This is a genomic window from Pseudomonas sp. B21-031 (assembly GCF_024748985.1).
Lineage (GTDB): Bacteria > Pseudomonadota > Gammaproteobacteria > Pseudomonadales > Pseudomonadaceae > Aquipseudomonas > Aquipseudomonas kermanshahensis.
The window spans coordinates 443195-465302 of record NZ_CP087181.1 but is presented as its reverse complement, the minus strand read 5'-3'; the positions used below and the strand labels follow the sequence as shown (position 1 = coordinate 465302).

17 protein-coding genes and 1 tRNA gene are annotated in these 22108 nt (G+C 63.3%); 13 read left to right on the top strand and 5 right to left on the bottom strand.

Annotated features, from left to right (window positions below; genetic code table 11):
* Nucleotides 1-127 precede the first annotated feature (127 nt).
* Nucleotides 128-3871: a bifunctional diguanylate cyclase/phosphodiesterase gene (locus LOY53_RS02015; RefSeq protein ID WP_252826515.1), complete on the top strand. Its 3744-nt coding sequence runs from the start codon at nucleotides 128-130 to the stop codon at nucleotides 3869-3871.
* A gap of 16 nt (nucleotides 3872-3887) precedes the next feature.
* Nucleotides 3888-3964 (top strand) — tRNA-Ile (locus LOY53_RS02010).
* Between the two features lie 63 nt (nucleotides 3965-4027).
* Here LOY53_RS02010 and LOY53_RS02005 read toward each other — a convergent pair.
* A complete protein-coding gene (locus tag LOY53_RS02005) occupies nucleotides 4028-4585 on the bottom strand; it encodes a serine acetyltransferase (protein ID WP_258703547.1) in 558 nt (185 codons plus the stop codon).
* A gap of 114 nt (nucleotides 4586-4699) precedes the next feature.
* Here LOY53_RS02005 and LOY53_RS02000 point away from each other — a divergent pair, with 114 nt between their 5' ends.
* The 10 genes from LOY53_RS02000 to LOY53_RS01955 all read left to right on the top strand — a co-directional run bounded on the left by LOY53_RS02000 (nucleotide 4700) and on the right by LOY53_RS01955 (nucleotide 15820).
* Entirely contained in the window at nucleotides 4700-5161 is a 462-nt protein-coding gene (locus tag LOY53_RS02000; protein ID WP_252826513.1) for an Lrp/AsnC family transcriptional regulator, read from the top strand.
* 459 nt (nucleotides 5162-5620) lie between these two features.
* The gene (locus LOY53_RS01995) at nucleotides 5621-7303 is read left to right on the top strand and encodes an NAD(P)/FAD-dependent oxidoreductase (protein ID WP_027594366.1); all 1683 of its coding nucleotides are present in this window, start codon (nucleotides 5621-5623) and stop codon (nucleotides 7301-7303) included.
* Nucleotides 7304-7317: 14 nt separating this feature from the next.
* Nucleotides 7318-8112 carry a carbon-nitrogen hydrolase family protein gene (locus LOY53_RS01990; protein WP_099452711.1) on the top strand — a complete coding sequence of 265 codons (795 nt, stop codon included), beginning with the start codon at nucleotides 7318-7320 and terminating at the stop codon, nucleotides 8110-8112.
* A gap of 240 nt (nucleotides 8113-8352) precedes the next feature.
* Nucleotides 8353-10632 (top strand): pyrroloquinoline quinone biosynthesis protein PqqF, encoded by a 2280-nt coding sequence (gene pqqF / locus LOY53_RS01985; RefSeq protein ID WP_258703546.1) that lies wholly within the window; start codon nucleotides 8353-8355, stop codon nucleotides 10630-10632.
* A 168-nt stretch (nucleotides 10633-10800) separates the two neighbouring features.
* Complete coding sequence (gene pqqA, locus LOY53_RS01980; RefSeq protein ID WP_003243383.1) at nucleotides 10801-10872, top strand: pyrroloquinoline quinone precursor peptide PqqA; 72 nt, start codon at nucleotides 10801-10803, stop codon at nucleotides 10870-10872.
* 78 nt (nucleotides 10873-10950) lie between these two features.
* On the top strand, nucleotides 10951-11862 hold the full coding sequence (gene pqqB / locus LOY53_RS01975; protein ID WP_252826511.1) for a pyrroloquinoline quinone biosynthesis protein PqqB: 912 nt from the start codon (nucleotides 10951-10953) through the stop codon (nucleotides 11860-11862).
* Nucleotides 11863-11871: 9 nt separating this feature from the next.
* Nucleotides 11872-12627 carry a pyrroloquinoline-quinone synthase PqqC gene (pqqC, locus tag LOY53_RS01970; RefSeq protein WP_027594362.1) on the top strand — a complete coding sequence of 252 codons (756 nt, stop codon included), beginning with the start codon at nucleotides 11872-11874 and terminating at the stop codon, nucleotides 12625-12627.
* Complete coding sequence (gene pqqD, locus LOY53_RS01965) at nucleotides 12624-12899, top strand: pyrroloquinoline quinone biosynthesis peptide chaperone PqqD (protein ID WP_027594361.1); 276 nt, start codon at nucleotides 12624-12626, stop codon at nucleotides 12897-12899. The genes pqqC and pqqD overlap by 4 nt, the downstream gene beginning before the upstream one ends.
* Nucleotides 12871-14031: a pyrroloquinoline quinone biosynthesis protein PqqE gene (gene pqqE, locus LOY53_RS01960; RefSeq protein ID WP_099452708.1), complete on the top strand. Its 1161-nt coding sequence runs from the start codon at nucleotides 12871-12873 to the stop codon at nucleotides 14029-14031. Before pqqD ends, pqqE begins: the two co-directional genes overlap by 29 nt.
* Nucleotides 13997-15820 (top strand): S9 family peptidase, encoded by a 1824-nt coding sequence (locus LOY53_RS01955; RefSeq protein WP_252826509.1) that lies wholly within the window; start codon nucleotides 13997-13999, stop codon nucleotides 15818-15820. The genes pqqE and LOY53_RS01955 overlap by 35 nt, the downstream gene beginning before the upstream one ends.
* Before the next feature lie 33 nt (nucleotides 15821-15853).
* Here the strand turns inward: LOY53_RS01955 and LOY53_RS01950 are convergent, their stop codons facing one another.
* Together LOY53_RS01950 and LOY53_RS01945 are read right to left on the bottom strand one after the other, a co-directional pair.
* Nucleotides 15854-16012, bottom strand: coding sequence for a YqaE/Pmp3 family membrane protein (locus LOY53_RS01950; RefSeq protein WP_007904205.1), 159 nt, complete (start codon nucleotides 16010-16012; stop codon nucleotides 15854-15856).
* Nucleotides 16013-16162: 150 nt separating this feature from the next.
* Nucleotides 16163-17443: an aspartate aminotransferase family protein gene (locus tag LOY53_RS01945; RefSeq protein ID WP_258703545.1), complete on the bottom strand. Its 1281-nt coding sequence runs from the start codon at nucleotides 17441-17443 to the stop codon at nucleotides 16163-16165.
* A 211-nt stretch (nucleotides 17444-17654) separates the two neighbouring features.
* Between LOY53_RS01945 and LOY53_RS01940 the strand changes: the two genes are divergently transcribed.
* On the top strand, nucleotides 17655-18578 hold the full coding sequence (locus LOY53_RS01940) for a LysR family transcriptional regulator (protein WP_027594357.1): 924 nt from the start codon (nucleotides 17655-17657) through the stop codon (nucleotides 18576-18578).
* Nucleotides 18579-18858: 280 nt separating this feature from the next.
* On the opposite strand, the gene LOY53_RS01935 is transcribed toward LOY53_RS01940, so the two are convergent.
* A complete protein-coding gene (locus LOY53_RS01935) occupies nucleotides 18859-20637 on the bottom strand; it encodes an acyl-CoA dehydrogenase C-terminal domain-containing protein (RefSeq protein ID WP_252826507.1) in 1779 nt (592 codons plus the stop codon).
* 123 nt (nucleotides 20638-20760) lie between these two features.
* On the bottom strand, nucleotides 20761-22044 hold the full coding sequence (locus LOY53_RS01930) for a diguanylate cyclase (RefSeq protein ID WP_258703544.1): 1284 nt from the start codon (nucleotides 22042-22044) through the stop codon (nucleotides 20761-20763).
* Nucleotides 22045-22108 lie beyond the last annotated feature (64 nt).

Sequence of the window (22108 nt, the reverse complement as noted above, 5' to 3'; positions counted from 1 at the left end):
AAACCCCGGCCCAGGCCGGGGTTTTTCTTTTGTGGCCAAAGCGGCGACACAATGCCTGATTTCTGCCCCACATCCCCCTGAATGCCCGTCTACACTCGACGTCAGACACTCTGATAGCGAGGCCGCTATGCCCCTGATGCCGGCCATTCTGTTGCTGCTCCTTATTCTGTGGACCACAACGGCCGGCGCCCTGACCCTGACAGACGAGGAAAAAGCCTGGCTGGCTGCCCATCCGCAGTTAAGCCTGGGCGTAGACGCCTCTTGGCCACCGTTCGAGTTTCGCGACCAGGAGGGCCGGTACCAGGGATTGGCCGCCGACTACATCGACACGATCCAGGAACGCCTGGGCGTGACGCTAAAACCGGTCGAGCCCAAAAGCTGGACCGAGGTATTGGCGCAGGCGCGCAATAATCAGCTCGACCTGTTACCCGGCATCATGTCGACTCCCGAGCGCCAGGGTTACCTGGCCTTTACCCGCCCCTACCTCGACTTCCCGATTGTCATCTTGGCTCACAAAGGCGGCGCACAACCCCGCTCATTGAAGGACCTCTACGGCCTGAAGATCGCCGTGGTCGAGAACTACGCCCCGCACGAACTGCTGCGCACCCACCACCCCGACCTCAACCTGGTGGCCATGCCCAACGTCAGTTCGACCCTGCAGGCGCTGGCCACAGACGAAGTCGACGCCGTGGTCGGCGACCTCGCTTCGAGTATCTGGAGCCTTCGCCAGCTCAAGCTCGACGGCCTCTATGTCAGCGGCGAAACGCCCTACCGCTACCAACTGGCCATGGCCGCACCACGGGACAACAAAGTCTTGGTGGGCATTCTCGACAAAGTCATGGCCGACATGAGCAGCGCCGAGATCAACCGAATTCAACAGCGCTGGGTCGGTAACGTGGTGGACCAGCGCCTGTTCTGGTCTGACATGCTGGTGTATGGCCTGCCTGCGGTGCTGTTGCTGGTGGCGGTTCTTGCCGTGGTAATCCGCATCAACCGCCGACTCAGCTCGGAAATTTCCCGGCGCATCGCCCTCGAACAAGAGCTGCGCAGCAGCGAGTATCACTACCGCGGCCTGGTAGAGAGCCTGTCGGCCGTCGCCTGGGAAGCCGACGCCAACGATTTCACCTACAACTATGTCTCGCCCCATGCCGAGGACCTGCTCGGCTACCCGTTGCATGACTGGCTCAAGCCCGGCTTCTGGCGCAGCATCCTGCACCCGGAGGACGCGCTCTGGGCCCAGGCTTATTGCGACAGTGAAACCGCAGCCGGCCGCGATCACAGCCTCGACTACCGGGTCATCCGCGCCGATGGCCAGCCCCTGTGGATTCGCAACATCGTCAGCATGATCGAGCATGGCCACCGGCCGGTGATGCGCGGGCTGATGATCGACATCAGCGAGACCAAACGCACCGAAGACGCCCTGCGCCTGTCGGAGCAAAAGTTCGCCTCGGTGTTCCAGCAGTGCCCGGACATCCTGCTGATCGCCCGCCACAGCGATGGCTGCCTGCTGGAGGTCAACGAAGCCTTCGAAGAACAGATCGGCCTCACCCCAGGCCAAGTGATCGGCCGCACCGCCACCGAGCTGAACCTGTGGGCCGTCGCCGGCACCGGGCCGCGGCTGCTCGAACGCCTGCACCAAGGCGGCATCCGCAACCTGGAAATGAGCTTCCGCCGCAGCAATGGCCAGTTGTTCACAGGCCTGACCTCGGCAGAAACATTCGAGCTCGATGGCACGCCGGCGCTGGTCGTGGCCGTGCGTGACATCAGCCAGCTCAAAGAAACCCAGGAGCAACTGCAAACCTCGGAAGAGAAGTTCGCCAAGGCATTCCACGCATCGCCCGACGGCCTGCTGCTGTCGCGTCAGAGCGACGGGCTGCTGATTGAAGTCAACGAAGGCTTCTGCCGCCTCACCGGCTATGACTTGAACCCGACCATCGACCAGACCTCCCTTGACCTGGGCATCTGGGTGGACCTCAACGAACGCAAGCGTCTGGTCGACCAGCTCAAGCGTGATGGCTTCGTACGTGATTTCAGCTGCCACATCCGCCGCAGCGATGGCCAGATCCGCCTGTGCGAACTGTCCGCCCGGCCCCTGCCGATTGGCGGTGTCGACTGCATGTTGACCATTGCCCGCGACATCACCGAGCGCCACCTGATGCAGGAAAAACTGCAGCTGGCCGCCACCGTGTTCGAAAACACCGCCGAGGGCGTTCTGATCACCGACATCGACCAGCGCATCAGCGCGGTCAACCGCGCCTTCAGCGAAATCACCGGCTACGGCGAGATCGAGGCGCTCGGCCAAACCCCGCGCTTGCTCGCCTCCGGCCAGCACGACAGCGCCTTCTATGCCGCCATGTGGCATCAGCTGACCGACGAGGGCCACTGGCAGGGCGAGATCTACAACAAACGCAAGAATGGCGAGCTGTACCCCAGTTGGCTGACCATCAGCGCGGTACGCAACAGCGAGTACGAGATCACCCATTTCGTCGCCGTGTTCGCCGACATTTCCAGCCTCAAGCACGCCCAAGCCAAACTGGATTACCAGGCTCACCACGACCCGCTCACCGGCCTGCCCAACCGCGCCCTGTTCGAGAACCGCCTGCAGGCCGTGCTCACCTGTGCCCAAGTCTCGAACCGCCAGGGCGCGGTGTTGTTCCTCGACCTCGACCGCTTCAAGCACATCAATGACAGCCTGGGCCACCCGGTCGGCGACCTGTTGCTCAAAGGCATCGCCCAGCGCCTGAAAGAACAGGTGCGCGACGTCGACACCGTGGCGCGCCTGGGCGGAGACGAGTTCATCATCCTGTTGCCCGGCTTGCACAGGCCCAGTGACGCCAACAGCATCGCCGGTAAACTGCTGGCCTGCTTCAGCGCGCCCTTCCAGGCTGGCGAGCACGAGTTTTTCACCAGCGCCAGCATCGGCATCAGCCTTTATCCACAGGACGGCAGCGACGTCTCCACACTGATCCGCAATGCCGACGCCGCCATGTACCGCTCCAAAGCCAAAGGTCGCAACCGCGTAGAAGCCTACACCCGCGACCTCACCGCCCAGGCCAGCGAGCGCATCGCCCTTGAACATGAGCTGCGCCGCGCCGTCGAACGCAACGAAATGAGCCTGTGCTTCCAGCCCAAGCTCAGCCTCAAGACGCAGAGCCTGGTCGGCGCCGAAGCGCTGATCCGCTGGAGCCACCCGACCTTTGGCGAAGTGCCGCCAGAGCACTTCATTCACCTGGCGGAAGAGAACGGCACCATTCTGCAGCTCGGTGACTGGGTGCTTGAAAAGGCGTGCCAGCAGATGCACATCTGGAAGATGCACTACGAAGACTTTGGCCCACTGTCGATCAACCTGGCCGGCGCCCAACTGCGCCACCCCCACCTGGCACGGCGCATCGAACAGTTGCTAAAGACCTACCAGCTCAAGGCCGGCGACCTGCAGTTGGAGATTACCGAGAACTTCATCATGAGCCAGGCGGAAGAAGCCCTGGCCGTGCTGCACCAGTTGAAAAAACTGGGCGTGCAGCTGGCCATCGACGACTTCGGCACGGGTTATTCATCCCTCAGCTACCTTAAACGCCTGCCGTTGGACATCCTCAAGATCGACAAGTCGTTCATCCGCGGCCTACCTGACGACCCCCACGACGCCGCCATCGCCAGGGCGATCATCGCCCTGGGCCGCAGCATGCAGTTCACGATCATCGCCGAAGGGGTGGAGAACCAGGCCCAGCAGCGCTTCCTGGCAGCCGAGGGCTGTGAACAGATCCAAGGCTACATCGTCAGCCTGCCCCTCCCCCCGGAGGAGTTCGCCGCGACGTTTCTTCGTATAGCACTATCCGATCTTTCGGATGGCACCCTTTCAAAACCCTCGTTATAATCCGGCCACTTACTGAGGGCCTATAGCTCAGTTGGTTAGAGCAGAGGACTCATAATCCTTTGGTCCACGGTTCGAGTCCGTGTGGGCCCACCAAATACGACAAAGCCGCGCAATCGCGCGGCTTTTTTGTGCCTGTTGTCCAGCGCAAACAAGTATTCAGTAGCTCGTCCGAGGCTTCATCTCAACCTGCCGCGTATTGTAAAACGTGGTCCTCGCCGGAATGTCCTGCATCACCAGCGACATGGCACCAATCACCACGTCGTCGCCGATGCTTATCCTGTCCGCCACGATGCAGCTATTGGCGCCCACGCTGACGTTATCGCCAATGCGCAACGCATACGCCTCTAGCCCTAGGGTCTTGATGCCGATAGAGCAATTCTGCCGGATGAAAAAGTTACGCCCGATGCTCACATGGCGGGTAATCACCACGCCAGGCAGGTGGGCGATGCGCAGCCCGGGGGCGATCTGGGCGCCGATGTCGATGTCCACGGCGTATTTAAGATTGAGCCGTTGCTGCATGCGCATGGCGTGACGCTGGGCCAGGCCGCCTCGTGCGTCGAGGTACTGGGCCAGGCGGAAGGCAAAGAGAAAGCGCAGCTTGTTGTCCTTGCGGGCGCGGCGCAGCACGTTGAACAGCAGGCTGATGCGGCGGCCGGGCTTTTTCTTGTTGGAGACTTCCAGTCGCCAGCATTCGAGCAGGTTTGCGAAGTTCACGGCGTGGGTCCAGTACGGTCGGCCTGCCATGATGCCGAAAGAAAGCCAGTGACGCAGCCTTGCCCTGGTTGCCATTGGCTGGCTAGGCTAGCGGGCCCACTGTAGAGACTTACCATGTCGGATGCCCGCCCCATTACGCTGGATGAAATCGACCGCCAGCTGATCGCCCTGCTGCAAATCAATGCCCGCGAGAGCGTTGCCACCCTCGCCCGGCTGCTGGGTATCGCGCGCACCACTGTCAACTCGCGCCTGGAGCGGCTGGAGAAGAACAAGGTGATCTCAGGCTATGGTGTGCGCTTGGGCCAACACGTGATGGGCGGTGGCTTGCAGGCGTATGTCGGGATCAAGGTGCAGCCCCGTTCCGGCAAGGAGGTGGTGCGGCGTCTGAGTGCCATGGGGCAGGTGCAGCAACTGTGCGCGGTGAGTGGCGAGTTCGATTATGTGGCTTGGCTGCGGACCGATTCGCCGGAGCAGCTGGACCAGTTGCTTGACCAGATCGGCAGTGTCGAGGGGGTGGAGAAAACCACCACGTCGATCATTTTGAGCAGCAAGGTGGACCGGGGGCAATTGCTGTGACGTGAGGGGCACGAGGTGCCTGGCTTGCGATTGGCGGCGCGCATGAGATCGAGCGCCGCCCGCGCGGCGCTTCGCAGCACAAGGCTGCTCCTACATCTGTTTCGGGCCAATTATTCCTGTGACATGGGCGCGCGGCACCTTTGCGCCCACCTCAATATCGAGTTGGACCAACAAGGCGGTCGCGCGCCTCTCTCATAGGCTTTACTGGCCGGAAACAGATGTAGGCGCCGCGCGGGCGGCGCTCGATCTCATAGGCGCTGCAAATCTCCAGACAAACCCTTAACCGCCACTATCGATCTCGTCAAAAATAACCAATTAATGCTCATTTCGACGAAAAAACATACATTAAGACAACACTCTGCATCTTAATTACGACCCCCCCACGCCCTAAAATGGCCCCCAGGCATCTCCTATACTCAGGCTCCGCTCTCTGCGCAGCCCCTCTGGCAAGGTCACTTCATGAACAACAAGAACCGCCACCCCGCCGACGGCAAAAAGCCCATCACCATCTTCGGCCCGGACTTCCCCTTCGCCTTCGATGACTGGCTGGAACACCCGGCCGGCCTGGGCAGCATCCCTGCCGAGCGCCAGGGCGAGGAGGTGGCGATTGTCGGGGCCGGGATCGCTGGCCTGGTAGCGGCTTACGAGTTGATGAAGCTGGGCCTCAAGCCTGTCGTCTATGAAGCGTCGAAACTGGGTGGCCGGCTGCGCTCGCAAGCCTTCAACGGCACCGACGGGATCATCGCCGAGTTGGGTGGCATGCGCTTTCCGGTCTCTTCGACGGCCTTCTACCACTATGTGGACAAGCTGGGGCTGGAGACCAAGCCTTTCCCCAACCCGCTGACCCCCGCTTCTGGCAGCACAGTGATCGACCTGGAAGGCCAGACCTACTACGCCGAAAAGGCCGCGGACCTGCCCGACCTGTTCCACGAGGTGGCCGACGCCTGGGCCGACGCCCTGGAAAGCGGCGCGCAGTTTGCCGATATCCAGCAGGCCATCCGAGACCGTGATGTACCGCGCCTGAAAGCGCTGTGGAACACGCTGGTGCCCCTGTGGGACGACCGCACGTTCTACGACTTCGTCGCCACCTCGCGCTCATTCGCCAAGCTGAGCTTCCAGCACCGGGAGGTGTTCGGCCAGGTCGGCTTCGGCACCGGAGGTTGGGACTCGGACTTCCCCAACTCGATGCTGGAAATCTTCCGCGTGGTGATGACCAACTGCGATGACCACCAACACCTGGTCGTGGGCGGCGTCGAGCAGGTGCCGCAAGGCATCTGGCGCCATGTGCCGGAGCGCTGCGCCCATTGGCCGCAAGGCACCAGCCTCAGCTCGCTGCACGGCGGTGCGCCGCGCACCGGGGTCAAACGTATTGCCCGCGCCGCCGATGGCCAGTTGGCGGTGACCGACAACTGGGGCGACACCCGCCATTACGCCGCCGTGCTTGCAACGTGCCAGACCTGGCTGCTGACCACGCAGATCGACTGCGAAGAGTCGCTGTTCTCGCAGAAGATGTGGATGGCCCTGGACCGAACCCGCTACATGCAATCGTCGAAAACCTTCGTCATGGTCGACCGCCCATTCTGGAAAGACAAAGACCCGCAAACCGGCCGCGACCTGATGAGCATGACGCTCACCGACCGCCTCACCCGCGGTACCTACCTGTTCGACAACGGCGACGACAAGCCGGGGGTGATCTGCCTGTCCTACGCGTGGATGAGCGATGCCCTGAAGATGCTCCCGCACCCGGTGGAAAAACGCGTGCAACTGGCCCTCGACGCCCTGAAGAAAATCTACCCGAAGACCGATATCGCCGGGCACATCATCGGCGACCCCATCACCATATCGTGGGAGGCCGACCCGCACTTCCTCGGTGCTTTCAAGGGCGCGCTGCCGGGCCACTACCGCTACAACCAGCGCATGTACGCGCACTTCATGCAGCAGGACATGCCCGCCGAACAGCGCGGCATGTTCATCGCCGGTGACGACGTGTCGTGGACGCCGGCCTGGGTGGAAGGCGCGGTGCAGACGTCGCTCAATGCCGTGTGGGGTATCATGAATCACTTCGGTGGCCAGACCCACCCGGACAACCCAGGCCCAGGCGATGTGTTCGATGAAATCGGCCCGATCGCCCTGGCCGACTGAGACAAGGAGGCGCCATGCGCATCGCTCTGTTCCAGGGCGCGCCCAACCCACTGGACGTGCCCGGCAATCTGCAACGGCTGCAGCACCAGGCGCAACAGGCGGCTGAACGCGGCGCCCAACTGCTGGTGTGCCCGGAGATGTTCCTCACCGGCTACAACATCGGCCTGGCCCAGGTCGAACGCCTGGCCGAGGCCAGTGATGGCCCCGCGGCCATGGACGTGGTGGAGATCGCCCAGGCGCATCGCATCGCCATCGCCTATGGCTACCCCGAGCGCGGCGATGATGGCGCGTTCTACAACAGCGTGCAGTTGATCGATGCCCACGGCCGCAGCCTGTGCAACTACCGCAAGACGCACCTGTTCGGTGAGCTGGACCGGTCGATGTTCAGCGCAGGCCCCGACCATTTCCCGGTTGTGGAACTGGAAGGCTGGAAGGTCGGCATGCTGATCTGCTACGACATCGAGTTCCCGGAGAACGCCCGGCGCCTGGCGCTGGACGGCGCCGAACTGATCCTGGTACCGACGGCGAACATGGCGCCTTACGATTTCATCTGCCAGGTGACGGTGCGAGCGCGGGCACAGGAGAACCAGTGTTACCTGGTGTATGCCAACTATTGTGGGGCCGAGGGCGACATCCAGTATTGCGGCCAGAGCAGCATCATCGGCCCGGATGGCAGCCTGCTGGCCATGGCCGGGCGGGACGAGTGCCAATTGCTGGCCGAGCTTGCGCGTGAGCAGGTGGTAGAAGGGCGCAAGGCGTTTCCTTACCTGACCGACTTGCGCCAGGAACTGCATGTGCGCGAGGGCTGACAGGGGCTGCGTTGCGGCCCAATCGCCGGCAAGCCGGCTCCCACCCGAACTGTATAGCCTCAAAGGCTAGCGCCGCACCTGTGGGAGCTGGCTTGCCAGCGATGAGGCCGGCACAAGCATCACAAGACAGTTGCTCCCACAATGACAACGCAAACAGGCCCAGTAGGCGCCGGCTCGCCGGCGATTGGGCCAGGCCAGGCAGCACAAATGCGTTAGCATGAACGCCTACCTGGAGCCCTCATGCCTGACGCCACGCAGCACCTCACCCTCGCCAACGGCTTGCAGCTGACCCTGCGCCATGCCCCACGCCTCAAGCGTGCGGCGGCCGCATTGCGGGTGCAGGCAGGCAGCCACGATGCCCCGGCAAAATGGCCGGGGATGGCGCACTTTCTCGAACACCTGTTCTTCCTGGGCACAGCGCGCTTCCCGTTGGAAGACGGCCTGATGCGGTATGTGCAGGCCCTAGGCGGCCAGGTCAACGCCAGCACCCGTGAGCGCACCACCGACTTTTTCTTTGAGGTCCCCCCCGCGGCTTTGGCCGGCGGGCTAGAGCGCCTGTGCCAGATGCTGGCCGAGCCCGACCTTGGCATCGAGCGCCAGCGCCGGGAGCGTGAGGTCATTCATGCCGAGTTCATCGCTTGGTCACGTAACCCGCAGGCTCAGCAGCAATTCGCCCTGCTGCAGTCGGTTTCGCCCCAGCATCCGCTGAGCAGATTTCAGGCGGGCAATCGATACACCCTCGCCCTGCAGGATCCTGCGTTTCAACGCGCCCTTTGCCTGTTTCACCAACGTTTCTACCAAGGTGGGCAGATCACCCTGAGCCTGTGCGGCCCACAGCCACTGGAAGCGCTGGAGCGCTTGGGCCGGCAATGTGGCAGCCTGTTCCAGGCCGGTAGCCGTGCCGTGCAGGCATTGCCGCCGCCACTGCGGGGCACCGGGCAGCCCCTGACGTTCGACCACGAAAGCCTGCCAGAAGGTGCCGAGCGCGCACTGGGGTTGCTGATCGACCTGCTCGACGACAGCCGACCAGGCGGATGGCTGAATGCGCTTCGCCAGCGCGGTTGGCTGCAAGGCTTCAAAGCCGAAACGCTGTATGCGTTCGCCGGGCAGTTGCTCTGGCACATCGACCTGCAGCTCGGGGCTGATGCCTGCAAGGATGAGGCGATCGCATTGCTGCACAGCTGGTTCGGTTTTATCCGTCGGGCCGATCCGCAGCGGCTGAACGCCGCGTTCAGTCAATTGCAGCGCAGCCGTGAGTGGGCCGCCAGCCCGCTGGAGCTGGCACGACGGGACAGCTCAGGCCAGCCCTTCGCCGCACTCGACGAACAAGGCCTGAGCGCGCTGAAGGCACTGCTTGCCAGCCTTCCCAGCGGCGAGCATGGCCAATGGCAGATACCCGCCGCAGACCCTCTGCTGACCGCCGCACCGCCCCCCGCGACGGCACCGTTACCCAACGCACTGGCCATCAGCGACATGCTCCCGGCATCACGCGAATACGCAGCCATTTATCTACGCTGGCACCTGCCCTCAAGCCTGCGCCATGGCGTGTTCCCGATCCTTTGCCAGGCGCTGCGCCCTTTGCAGGAGCGCGCCGAACGCGCCGCGCTGCACTTACAGTTCAGCGAAGCTGGCGAATATTGGCAGTTACAGTGCGCCGGCCAACCGTCGGCGGTGATGAACGCCGTCACCGAAGCCCTCGCGCTGCTGAACGCGCCCTCACCTGCCGATTGGCAGACCCCGCCGCCGCCCGCGCCCGCACTGATCCCGATCAGAGCCCTGCTCAAGCGATTGCCTGCTGCCATGCATGCCCACAAGGCCGAACCGCTAACCGCGGGCTCGCTCGAACCGCGACAGCTTGCGCAGGCGTGGGAACAGGCCCGCTGGCATGGCCTGGCACTAGGCTTTGAGGACACGGGCCCTCTCGGCACCGTGCTGACCCATTGCCCCGGGCAAGGCGCCACTGCCCCTGCGCCGCCCCAGTGGCAGGCTCGTCGATGGGTAGACGCTGCACTGGCCGGCAGCGAAAACGCGGTGTTGCTGTTCTGCCCAGTGCCCGCTGACCAGCAAGCCATCGGCCGCCTGCTCGCGCAGCTGTTGCAGGGGCCGGTGTATCAACGCCTCCGGGTAGAGCTGCAACTAGGCTACGCGGTGTTCAGCGCCTTCCGTCAGATTGAAGGCTGCGCTGGCCTGCTGTTTGGTGTGCAATCGCCCCATGCCACCCCTGCGGAAATTCTCGCTCACCTACAACCGGTCCTAAGCAAAGGCGTGGTGCTCGACAGCGCAGCGCAGCAGGCAGTGGCCGATCAGTTCGGCGAGCCTGCCATGGCCAATGCCGAGGTGGCCGAATGGGCGTGGCAGACACACCTGGCGACACAACCCGACAGGCTGAATGACCTGCAGCGGTCTATCCTCATGGCTCGGCAAGCGGACCTTGATGCGCTGCTTGGCAGCCTTTTGGCCCCTCATGCCCCTTGGCTCTGCCTGGCCCACAGCGCAGCACCAGACCCATCCTGGCAATAGCAAAACGAGGATTGTTACGTTAACTGCAAGGGCGCTTTTCGAAGAATTAACCTTTCGGTACAAAATTTTCTTGTAAGATAGCGCAATCTCAGTCAAGGGAACCTCCGGCGCACGGCGGTACCCAATAAGTAGCTGACCAACCCAACCCCGTTCGGAAGGAGTCATCCCATGTGGACCAAACCTGCATACACTGATCTGCGTATCGGCTTCGAAGTCACCATGTACTTCGCCAACCGCTAAGCCCTGCTTACGGTTCGACGCCTCGGCCCGCCGGGGCGTTTGTGTTTTTTGGATACGGTTTTCCGGTAGAGAGTGGCCATGTACATCCAGATTCTCGGTTCTGCCGCCGGCGGCGGCTTCCCCCAGTGGAACTGCAACTGCGTCAACTGCAAGGGCTACCGCGACGGCAGCCTGCGGGCCACGGCGCGCACGCAATCGTCCATCGCGCTGTCCGACGATGGCGAGCACTGGGTCTTGTGCAATGCCTCGCCCGACATCCGCGCCCAACTGCAGGCCTTCGCGCCGATGCAACCGGCCCGCGCCCTACGCGATACCGGCATCAATGCCATCGTCCTGCTCGACAGCCAGATCGACCACACCACCGGCCTGCTCAGCCTGCGCGAAGGCTGCCCGCACCAGGTGTGGTGCACAGACATGGTCCACCAAGACCTGACCACCGGCTTTCCGCTGTTCAACATGCTCAGCCACTGGAACGGCGGCCTGCAATGGAACCGCATCGAGCTCGAAGGCAGCTTCGTCATCGACGCCTGCCCCAACCTCAGGTTCACGCCCTTCCCCCTGCGCAGCGCCGCGCCCCCCTATTCGCCGCACCGCTTCGACCCGCACCCGGGCGACAACCTGGGCCTGTTGGTCGAAGACACCCGCACAGGCGGCAAACTGTTCTACGCCCCAGGCCTGGGCCAGGTCGACGACAAGCTGCTGGCGATGATGCACGGCGCCGACTGCCTGCTGGTCGACGGTACCCTGTGGGAAGACGATGAAATGCAGCGCCGTGGTGTCGGCACCCGCACCGGTCGCGAGATGGGCCACCTGGCGCAGAACGGCCCCGGCGGCATGCTTGAGGTACTCGAGGGTTTCCCGCGCCAGCGCAAGGTACTTATCCACATCAACAACACCAACCCGATTCTCGATGAAGACTCGCCAGAGCGAGCCGAGGTCCAGCGTCGAGGCGTTGAAGTCGCCTTCGATGGCATGAGCATCGAGCTTTAAGGAGGCCTGATGAGCGACCCGTTGCCGATGTCCCCTGCCGAATTCGAGCAGGCCCTGCGCGCCAAAGGTGCCTACTACCACATTCATCACCCGTATCACGTGGCGATGTACCAGGGCCGCGCCAGCCGCGAGCAGATCCAGGGCTGGGTAGCCAACCGCTTCTACTACCAGGTCAACATCCCGATGAAGGATGCCGCGATCCTGGCCAACTGCCCGGACCGCGAAGTACGCCGCGAGTGGATCCAGCGCCTGCTCGACCATGACGGCGCGCCTGGCGAAGACGGCGGTATTGAGGCCTGGCTGCGACTTGGCCAGGCCGTGGGCCTGGACCCTGATCAGCTGCGCTCCCAAGAGCTGGTACTGCCCGGCGTGCGCTTTGCCGTCGACGCCTACGTCAACTTCGCCCGCCGCGCCAGTTGGCAAGAGGCGGCCAGCAGCTCGCTGACCGAGCTGTTCGCCCCGCAGATCCACCAGTCGCGCCTGGACAGCTGGCCACAGCACTACCCCTGGATCGACCCCGCCGGCTACGAATACTTCCGTACTCGCCTGGGCCAGGCCCGGCGTGATGTCGAGCACGGCCTGGCAATCACTTTGCAGCACTACACCACCCGTGCGGGCCAGGAGCGTATGCTGGAGATCCTGCAGTTCAAGCTGGATATTCTCTGGAGCATGCTCGATGCCATGAGCATGGCCTACGAGCTGAACCGTCCGCCTTATCATTCGGTCACACAGGAACGGGTCTGGCACAAGGGGATCGCCCTATGAGTTTCGATCGCAAGCAAGTGCCCAACTGGCGCCCCGGCTACCGCTTCCAGTACGAGCCGGCACAGAAAGGCCATGTGTTGCTGTACCCCGAGGGCATGATCAAGCTCAACGAAAGCGCTGCGCTGATCGGCGGCCTGATCGATGGCCAGCGCGACGTTGCGGCGATCATTGCCGAACTTGCTCGGCAGTTCCCCGATGTGCCGGAAGTTGCCGACGACATCGAGCAATTCATGGAGGTGGCCCGTGGCGAACACTGGATCGTCCTCGCCTGAATTGCCGGCCACGCCCGAGGTCGGCTTGCCGCTGTGGCTGCTGGCCGAGCTCACCTACCGTTGCCCACTGCAATGCCCGTACTGCTCCAACCCGCTGGACTTCGCCGCCCAAGGTCAGGAACTGAGCACCGCGCAGTGGTTCAAGGTGATGGCCGAAGCGCGAGAAATGGGCGCCGCGCAGATTGGCTTCTCCGGCGGCGAACCGCTGGTGCGCCAGGACCTCGCCGAGCTGATCGGTGAGGCCCGTCGGCTGGGCTACTACACCAACCTGATCACCTCCGGCATCGGCCTCACCGAAGCCCGCATCGCCGAATTCAAAAAAGCCGGCCTGGACCATATCCAGATCAGCTTCCAGGCCAGCGACGAGCAGGTGAACAACCTGCTGGCCGGCTCAAAAAAAGCCTTCGCGCAGAAGCTGGAGATGGCCCGTGCCGTGAAGGCCCACGGCTACCCGATGGTGCTCAACTTCGTCACACATCGGCACAACATCGACAAGATCGACCGCATCATCGAGCTGTGCATCGCCCTCGAAGCCGACTTCGTCGAGCTCGCCACCTGCCAGTTCTATGGCTGGGCGCACCTCAACCGCCTGGGCCTGCTGCCGACCCGCGCGCAATTGGAGCGCGCCGAGCGCATCACCAACCAATACCGTGACAAGCTCAAAGCCGAGGGCAACCCCTGTAAGCTGATCTTCGTCACCCCGGACTATTACGAAGAGCGCCCCAAGGCCTGCATGAATGGCTGGGGCAGCCTGTTCCTGACCATCACCCCGGACGGCACCGCCCTGCCCTGCCACGGCGCCCGCCAACTGCCGGTGCAGTTCCCCAACGTGCGTGACCACGACCTGCGGCATATCTGGTACGACTCGTTCGGCTTCAACCGTTACCGCGGTTACCAATGGATGCCTGAGCCCTGCCGCTCCTGCGATGAGAAGGAAAAGGACTTCGGCGGTTGCCGTTGCCAGGCCTTCATGCTCACCGGCGATGCCAGTAACGCCGACCCGGTGTGCGCAAAATCGGCTGATCACGGCATCATCCTCAAGGCCCGCGAGGAGGCAGAAACCGCTCAACTCGCGATTGAAGAGATGACCTTCCGCAATGAACGAAACTCCCGTGTCATCGCTCGCGGCTGAATTCAGCGCAGCCCAGGCCGTTGCTGCAGGCACCGACTTCGCCGAGCTCAAGGTCAGCCCGGCCGGGCTGTTCTGGAACGAATTTCGCCCGGCCGACGGCGCCTGCCGAATCTGGCACTGGCACCAGTACCAAGCCCAGTGCCTGACACCGGATGGCTTCAGTGTGCGCAGCCGGGTGTACGAATACGGCGGCGGCAGTTTCTGCGTCGGCGGTGACGGGCTGGTCTTCGTCAACGAAACGGATCAGCAGGTGTATACCCAAGGGCTGGACGGCGAAGTGCCACGCCCGCTGACCCAGGCAGACGACTGCCGCTACGGCGATGTGCACTGGCATGACGGCCAGGTGCTGGCAGTCGAGGAGCACCATGGGCAAACCGTGGAGCATCGCCTGGTTGCCCTGCGCGAAGGCGCCCGCGAGGTGCTCGCTGAAGGTACCGACTTCTACGCGTCCCCCACCTTGAGCAGCGACGGGCAGCGCTTGGCCTGGGTCGAATGGGACCGCCCGGCGCAACCCTGGACACAGACGCGCCTGTTGTTGCGCGAGCGTGACAGCAGCGGCGCCTGGGGGCCTGCGCGTTGCGTGGCGGGCCGGGACGAATCCCTGCAACAACCGCGCTTCGATGCACAAGGCCGCTTGTATTGCCTGTCGGACCGCAATGGCTTCTGGCAGCCCTGGGGGGAGATCGCCGGGTACTGGCAGGCCCTGCCCGCCGAACCCGCCGACCATGCCGGCGCGCCCTGGCAACTGGGCACCAGCACCTGGCTCGCTCTGGGGCCGCAACGCTATGTAGCCAGTTGGTTCGAGGACGGCTTTGCGCAGCTAGGGCTGATAACCGCGAACCAGCAAGTAGAGCGTTTCGCCAGCGCCTACACCCGCTTTCGCAGCCTGGCGATGGATGCCGGGCAGCTCTATGCCATCGCCGCGTCGCCCGTCAGCCCACCCGCCGTCATTGCCATCGACCTGAGCAATCATGAGGTGCGGGTACTGGCCGGTGGTGCCGAGGTGCTGCCCGCCGAATGCATCAGCAAGCCGCAGGCCATGCGCTACACCAGCGGCAACGGTATCGCCCATGGCTTCTTCTACCCGGCCATGAACGCCAAAGCGCCCGGGCCCTTGGTGGTGTTTATCCATGGCGGGCCGACCTCGGCGTGCTACCCAGCGCTCGACCCACGCATCCAATATTGGACCCAGCGCGGCTTCGCCGTCGCCGACCTTAATTACCGCGGCAGCACGGGCTATGGGCGGGCCTATCGCCAGGCGCTGCACCTGCGCTGGGGCGAGAGCGATGTCGAGGATGCCTGCGCGGCGGTTGCGCACTTGGCGGGGCTGGGGCTGATCGACCCGAGCAAGGCCTTCATTCGCGGCGGCAGCGCGGGCGGCTACACCACGCTATGTGCCCTGGCGTTCCATGATGTGTTCCGGGCCGGCGCCAGCCTGTATGGCGTCAGTGACCCTGTCGCACTGGGCCGGGCCACGCACAAGTTCGAAGGGGATTACCTCGACTGGTTGATCGGCGACCCACTGCAGGACGCCGAACGTTATTGCGCACGCACGCCCTTGCTGCATGCAGCGCAGATCAAAGTGCCGGTGATTTTCTTCCAGGGTGAGCTGGATGCGGTGGTGGTGCCAGAGCAGACGCGCCTGATGTTGGACGCCCTGAAGGCAAATGGCATTGTGGCCGAAGGGCACTTCTATGCGGGAGAGCGGCACGGGTTCCGTAATGCACAGAACCTGGCGCATGCGTTGGAACAGGAATGGGCGTTTTATTGCAGGGTGTTGGGCCAGTAAAGCCAGGGGGGCCGCGCTGCGGCCCCGCGTTTCTCAGCGCTTGGCGATGATATACACCGCATGCACGATCCCCGGAATGTACCCACACAGCGTCAGCAGAATATTCAGCCAGAACGCCCCGGCAAAGCCCACCTGCAGAAATACCCCAAGCGGCGGCAGCAAGATGGCGATGATGATGCGAATGAAGTCCATGCATGTCTCTCCTGAAGGGTTACAACAGAGACTCGCCGCGCGTCGTAGAGGTTCCACAGGGCCAAGGTACCCGGCAAAAAAAACGCCCCGGGCCAAATGAAACAGGCCAGGGGCGATGCGCAGGAACGCCAGACGGTTCGTTGAATTCGGTTACGCCGGCATTTCGCGGCGGGCTTGCTGCTGTGCGTGCAGGCGGGCAAAGGCGCGGGCCAGGCGCAGGAGCATTTCGTCGATGTTGCCCTTGCTCACGGTCAGCGCCGGCGAGAAGCGCACCACATCCGCCTGCGGAGCATTGAGCAGCAGGCCCTCATGCAGGGCGGCCGTTACCAGGTCGTGGGCGACGCCTTCTTGCAGTTGCAGGGCCCACAGCAGCCCTTGGCCACGCACTTCGCCCTGGCCATAACGGCCAGCCAGGCGGCTCAGGCCTTCGCGCAGGTGGCGGCCGCTGTCCTGCACATGCTCGAAAAAGCCAGGCTCTAGCACGGTGTCCAGCACTGCCAGGCCTGCCGCGCTCATCAGCGCGTTGCCATGATGGCTCCCTTCCAGCTCACCAGGCTCGGCGCAGCAAGCGGTGCCGCGTGCCAGCAAGGCGGCCAGCGGTACCCCACCGCCCAGGCCCTTGCCCAGGGTGATGATGTCGGCGCGTATCCCGTAAGCCTGCTCGGCGAGCAGCGCACCACACCGGCCGATGCCGGTCTGGACTTCATCCAGAATCAGCAGGATGCCCAGCTCGCGGCACAGCGTTTCGACGCCTTTGAGGTACGCCTGTGTGGCGGGAATAACGCCCGCCTCGCCCTGGATCGGCTCAAGCATGATCGCCACGGTGCGCGAGTTCACTTCCGCATGCAGTGCCGCCAGGTCATTGAAAGGCACCTTGCTGAAGCCCGGCAGCCCAGGCTCGCAGCGATTGCACGGCAGCGGGTCGGAGGCTGACAGCGCGCCCAGGCTGCGGCCGTGGCAAGCCTGGCTGGCGGTGATGATGTGATAGGCGCCATTGCGGTGCAGCTGGCCCCATTTGCGCGCCAGCTTGATCGCCCCTTCGCACGCTTCGGCGCCGCTGTTCAGCAGGTAGGCCTGGTCGCTGCCGGTGCTCTGGCACAGGCGGTTGGCCAGCGCCAGCCGGCCGCGGCTGTGAAACCCCGAACCCGGGTTGATCAGCGCCTGGGCCTGATTGCCCAGCGCCTTGACCAATACGCTGGGGCTGTGGCCGAGGCTGTTCACCGCGCCGCCCTGGGTAAAGTCGAGGAAGGCATGCCCTTCGCTGTCCCACAACCACGAGCCCTGGCCGCGCACGAAAACCTGCGGGGCACGTTCGGTACTCGGCATCAGGCGCTCACGGGACAACTGCGGCGCATCCGCCACGGTCACCGGCGCACGCTCGGGCTCGGCGACGGCGGCGGCAGCCGAGAGACGCAGGTTGAACAGGTTCATCAGGGCTCCAACCAATCACGGTAAAGGGCGGCCAATGTGCGGTCTCGATGCCGGCACTTGATATTCAGCCTTGCCTATCAAAAGTGTTTTTCATCCGGGGTAACAATCCGGCCGGATGACCGCTGTAACCCACTGGAATACGGCGATAGACTAGGCGCCACGAAGGGTTTCGACCATTTCGTTTTTCCAGCATTTTCGATAAGTGTTACTTATGGATTTCCGCCAACTGCGTTATTTCGTCGCGGTGTATGAAGAAGGCCATGTCGGCCGCGCCGCCGAGCGCCTGTCTTTGTCCCAACCCGCGCTTTCCCAGCAGATCCGACAACTGGAGCACAGCCTCGACCTGAGCCTGTTCGAGCGCAGCAACAAGCGCCTGCTGCCGACCTTGGCCGCCCACACGCTGTACAACCATGCCCTGCCGCTGCTCGATGGCCTGCAACGGGCCCATGAGGCCATGCGCAACTTCAAGGGCCAGTCTTTGCGTACCCTGGCCATCGGCGTGCTGCAGACCGTGCGTCCCAGCCTGGTGCCACAGTTGCTCGAACGCTTGCGCAAGGCCCAGCCGCACCTTGTGGTGCAAATCTACGAGCTGTCGGGGCTGGAAATCGAACGGCGCCTGCTCAATGGCAGCCTGGACATCGGCATCAGTTACCTGCCGCCGCGCCAACCCGGGCTGCATGGCCTGTTGCTGTACGAAGATGAACTGCAGTTGGTCATCCCCGACACCCATCCCTTGAAGGACTTCAAGAAGGTGTCGATCCGCCAGGCCGCTGAACTGCCCATGCTGATGCTGGGCGAAGAGTTTCAGATTCGTCAGATCTGGCAGGCGCAACTGGCCAGCCAAGGCCGTCGGCCGCAGGTGCAGGCAGAGATGAACAACATGGCGGGGATTCTCGACAGCCTGGCCCATACGGCGCTGGCTACCATCTTGCCGGGGCGGGCCAAGGATGCGGCTGAAGATGACCAGGGGCTGCTGTGGAAGCCATTGAGCGAGCCGCGGGTGCCGCTCAAGGTCGGGCTGGTGTTCCGCGATGCGCAGCGCCAGCAAGCCTCGGTGGAGCTGCTGCGTACGCTACTGGAAGAAGAGACAGACGCACGCCAACTGGGTGGCTCGCCTCTGGATGTGCTGGGCTGACAAAACACGCGCACAAAGAAAACCCCGCCGAAGCGGGGTTTTCCAGACTGTTTCCCTGTGACATCCGTATCGCCCCGCCATCCTGGCAGGTGGTCCTTCGTCGTCTTCCTTGATCTGTCCTTTGCGCTTCCTGCGCAACGTCCATGTGGTAAAGATTACCTGTGGATCCAATCTGAGAACAGTGGTGAAAAGTCACCACGTCGTGTAGGAGAAAGCTTACAAAGGGGGATTCATTCCGAACATATCAATGCTGGGGGCCGCTTTGCGGCCCCAGCATTTATCAAAACTGTTCAGCGTCCAGCAGGTACAGCGACTCACTCCCCGCCTTCACCGACGCCACCAACGAATCCACCCGCGGCAGCAACCGTGCAAAGTAGAACCGCGCCGTACCCAGCTTGCCCGAGTAGAACGCCTCATCCCCCTCACCCGCCTTGGCCGCACGCGCCATCAGCGCCCACATGTAGCCATAGGCCACGTAACCAAAGGCATGCAGGTACTCGACCGAGGCCGCGCCAATTTCATTCGGGTTGCCCTTGGCTTGCTCCAGTACCCACTCGGTCAGCCCGTCCAGCTGGTCGAGGTACGCGCCCAGCGGCTTGGCGAACTCGTCCAGCGCGCTGTCGGCACCGGCGATGAAGCGGCGGATCTCGTCCGAGAAGAGCTTGTAGTACGCGCCGCCACTGGCAACCACCTTGCGCCCCATCAGGTCGAGGGCCTGGATGCCGTTGGTGCCTTCGTAGATCTGCGTGATTCGTACATCACGCACCAGTTGCTCCTGGCCCCACTCACGAATGTAGCCATGCCCACCGAACACCTGCTGGCCGTGCACCGCGCACTCCAGGCCCAGGTCGGTGAGGAAGGCCTTGGCCACCGGCGTCAACAGGGCCACCAGCTCTTCACTGCGCTTGCGTGTGGTGGCGTCTTCGCTGTACTTGGCACTGTCGAGTTGCAGCGCCACGTAGCTCGAGAAGGCGCGCCCGCCTTCGATCAAGGCCTTCATGGTCAGCAGCATGCGCCGCACATCAGGGTGCACGATGATCGGGTCGGCAACCTTGTCCTTGGCGTGCGGGCCGGTCGGGGCACGGCTCTGCAGGCGGTCACGGGCGTATTCCACGGCATTTTGGTAGGAACGTTCAGCCGATGCCAGGCCCTGAATGCCGACGCCCAGGCGCTCGTAGTTCATCATGGTGAACATGGCCGCCAAGCCCTTGTTGGGCTCGCCGACCAGGTAACCGACCGCTTCGTCGAAGTTCATCACACAAGTGGCGGAGGCTTGGATGCCCATCTTGTGTTCGATCGAACCACAGGTGGCCGGGTTGCGCGCCCCCAGGCTGCCGTCTGGGTTGATCAGGAACTTGGGCACCAGGAACAACGAAATGCCTTTCGGCCCGGCGGGCGCGTCCGGCAGCTTGGCCAGCACCAGGTGGATGATGTTCTCGGTCAGGTCGTGCTCCCCACCGGTGATGAAGATCTTGGTGCCACTGACCTTGTAGCTGCCGTCGGCCTGGGGTTCAGCCTTGGTGCGGATGATGCCAAGGTCGGTGCCGGCATGCGGCTCGGTCAGGCACATGGAGCCAGCCCAGACGCCGGCATACATGTTGGGCAGGTACTGTTGCTTGAGCGCTTCACTGGCGTGGGCATTGATCGACAGGCAGGCACCGGCAGTCAGCATCGGGTACAGGCCGAAGGCCAGGCTAGACGCGTTGACCATTTCTTCGACCTGGGCCGAGATAACCTTGGGCATGCCCATGCCGCCGAACAAGGGATCGCCACCAACGCCCACCCAGCCACCTTCGGCGTAGGTGTTATAGGCCTCGATGAAGCCGGCCGGCGTGCTGACCGCGCCGTTGTCCCAGTGGCAGCCCTCTTCGTCGGCGGCGCGGCTGAGTGGGGCGATGGTCCTGGCCGTCACCTTGCCGGCCTCTTCCAGCACGGCGAGGGCGGTCTCGGCATCCACCACTTCGGCCAGCGCGGGCAACTGCGCCCATTGCTCGGTCACGTTGAAGACTTCATTCAAAACGAAGCGCATGTCGCGCAGGGGCGCTTTATAGTCGGCCATGACAACCTCTCACTAGTAGGGTCGGGGCGGTCTCGGGGAACCGCGACACTGGGTTGCAGGCAGTGTAACCGAACAACTTTTACGAGACATAGGGTCATCAGCTGACCGTATAGTCTTGTTTGGTCACGCCATGCGAACCGCCCCACGCTGCGATTGTTGCCCATGCACCATGACACAATTGCGCCCGGCCTCTTTGGCGCTGTACAGCGCCTGGTCGGCCGACTTGAGCACCGCCTCCGGGTTGCGATGATCGGCCTGGCGCTCGGCCACACCGATGCTGATGGTCACCGACACCGTACCGGCGCCGCTGCCAGCACGGCGCTGGCGCCCTGCCGAGTCGTCCTGCGGTCGGCTGTTCTGGTCGCGCAACTGCATCGCATAGTTAGCGATCACACCGCGCACAGCTTCCACATGCGGCACGCATTCTTCGGCCGTCTTGCCCGCAAAGACCAGGGCGAATTCCTCGCCACCATAACGGTAGGCGCGGCCGCCACCGGTAACCTTGGACAACCGGCTGGCAACCAGGCGCAACACCTGGTCGCCGACATCGTGGCCGTGGGTATCGTTGAATTTCTTGAAGTGGTCGACGTCGGTCATGGCGATCACATAGTTGCGCCCCAGCCGCTGCATACGCTCGTTCAAAGCACGGCGCCCCGGCAGGCCAGTCAGCTCGTCGCGGAAGGCCATCTGATAGGCCTCGTGCGCCACGGCCGCGGCAATCATCAACATCACCTGGCTGCACATGATGTTCAGGGTGAACGGCAGGATGAACGTCTGCGGCAGCATCCAGAACAGGCCGATCAGGCCAATGACCTGCGCCGCATGCAACGGCCTGGGCGCACGCAGGTACTGCACCACCAGCAGGATGAACACGCCGAGGAACAGCGGGTAGACCATCTGGATCAGGCTCATCCACGGGCCATGCAAGGCCGGCCAGCGGATCTCTGCCAGCCAGGCCAGCAGCGCGTCGGGGTAGCTTTGCTCCAGTGCCACCACAACGCTGGCAACGGCGAACAACACCGCGAAGCGGGCGACCAGGTCCTGCAGCAGGTGGGTGCGCTCCTGCCAGGCGCCATACAGCCCGAACAGGGCCGGCAGCAGCAGGCACACCAAATGGAAGATAACCGCGGCGTCCGCACGCACGTGGCCGTTGTCGCGGTAGAAGTCGGTCTGGGTGTCGAGCAGGAAGTAAGCGATGTACACCGTCACCATCAGAAACAGCTCACGCTGGCGTCGGTAAACAGCACAGTAAGCACCGCCCAATAGCAGGACCAAGGTGGGCAAGACATTGAACAGCGATGTGAAAAAGACACTGAGGTCTCTTACGTAAGCCGCCGCAAGGCCTGCCAGCAAGAGAAACAGCGAAGGCAGGAAGTGAGTTACGCGTACAGCATCAAGACGAAACAAGGGTAATCTCCAACCCGGCAGATCAATAGTGGCATTGTGCCCTTATTTCATCGGCAGCACGCGT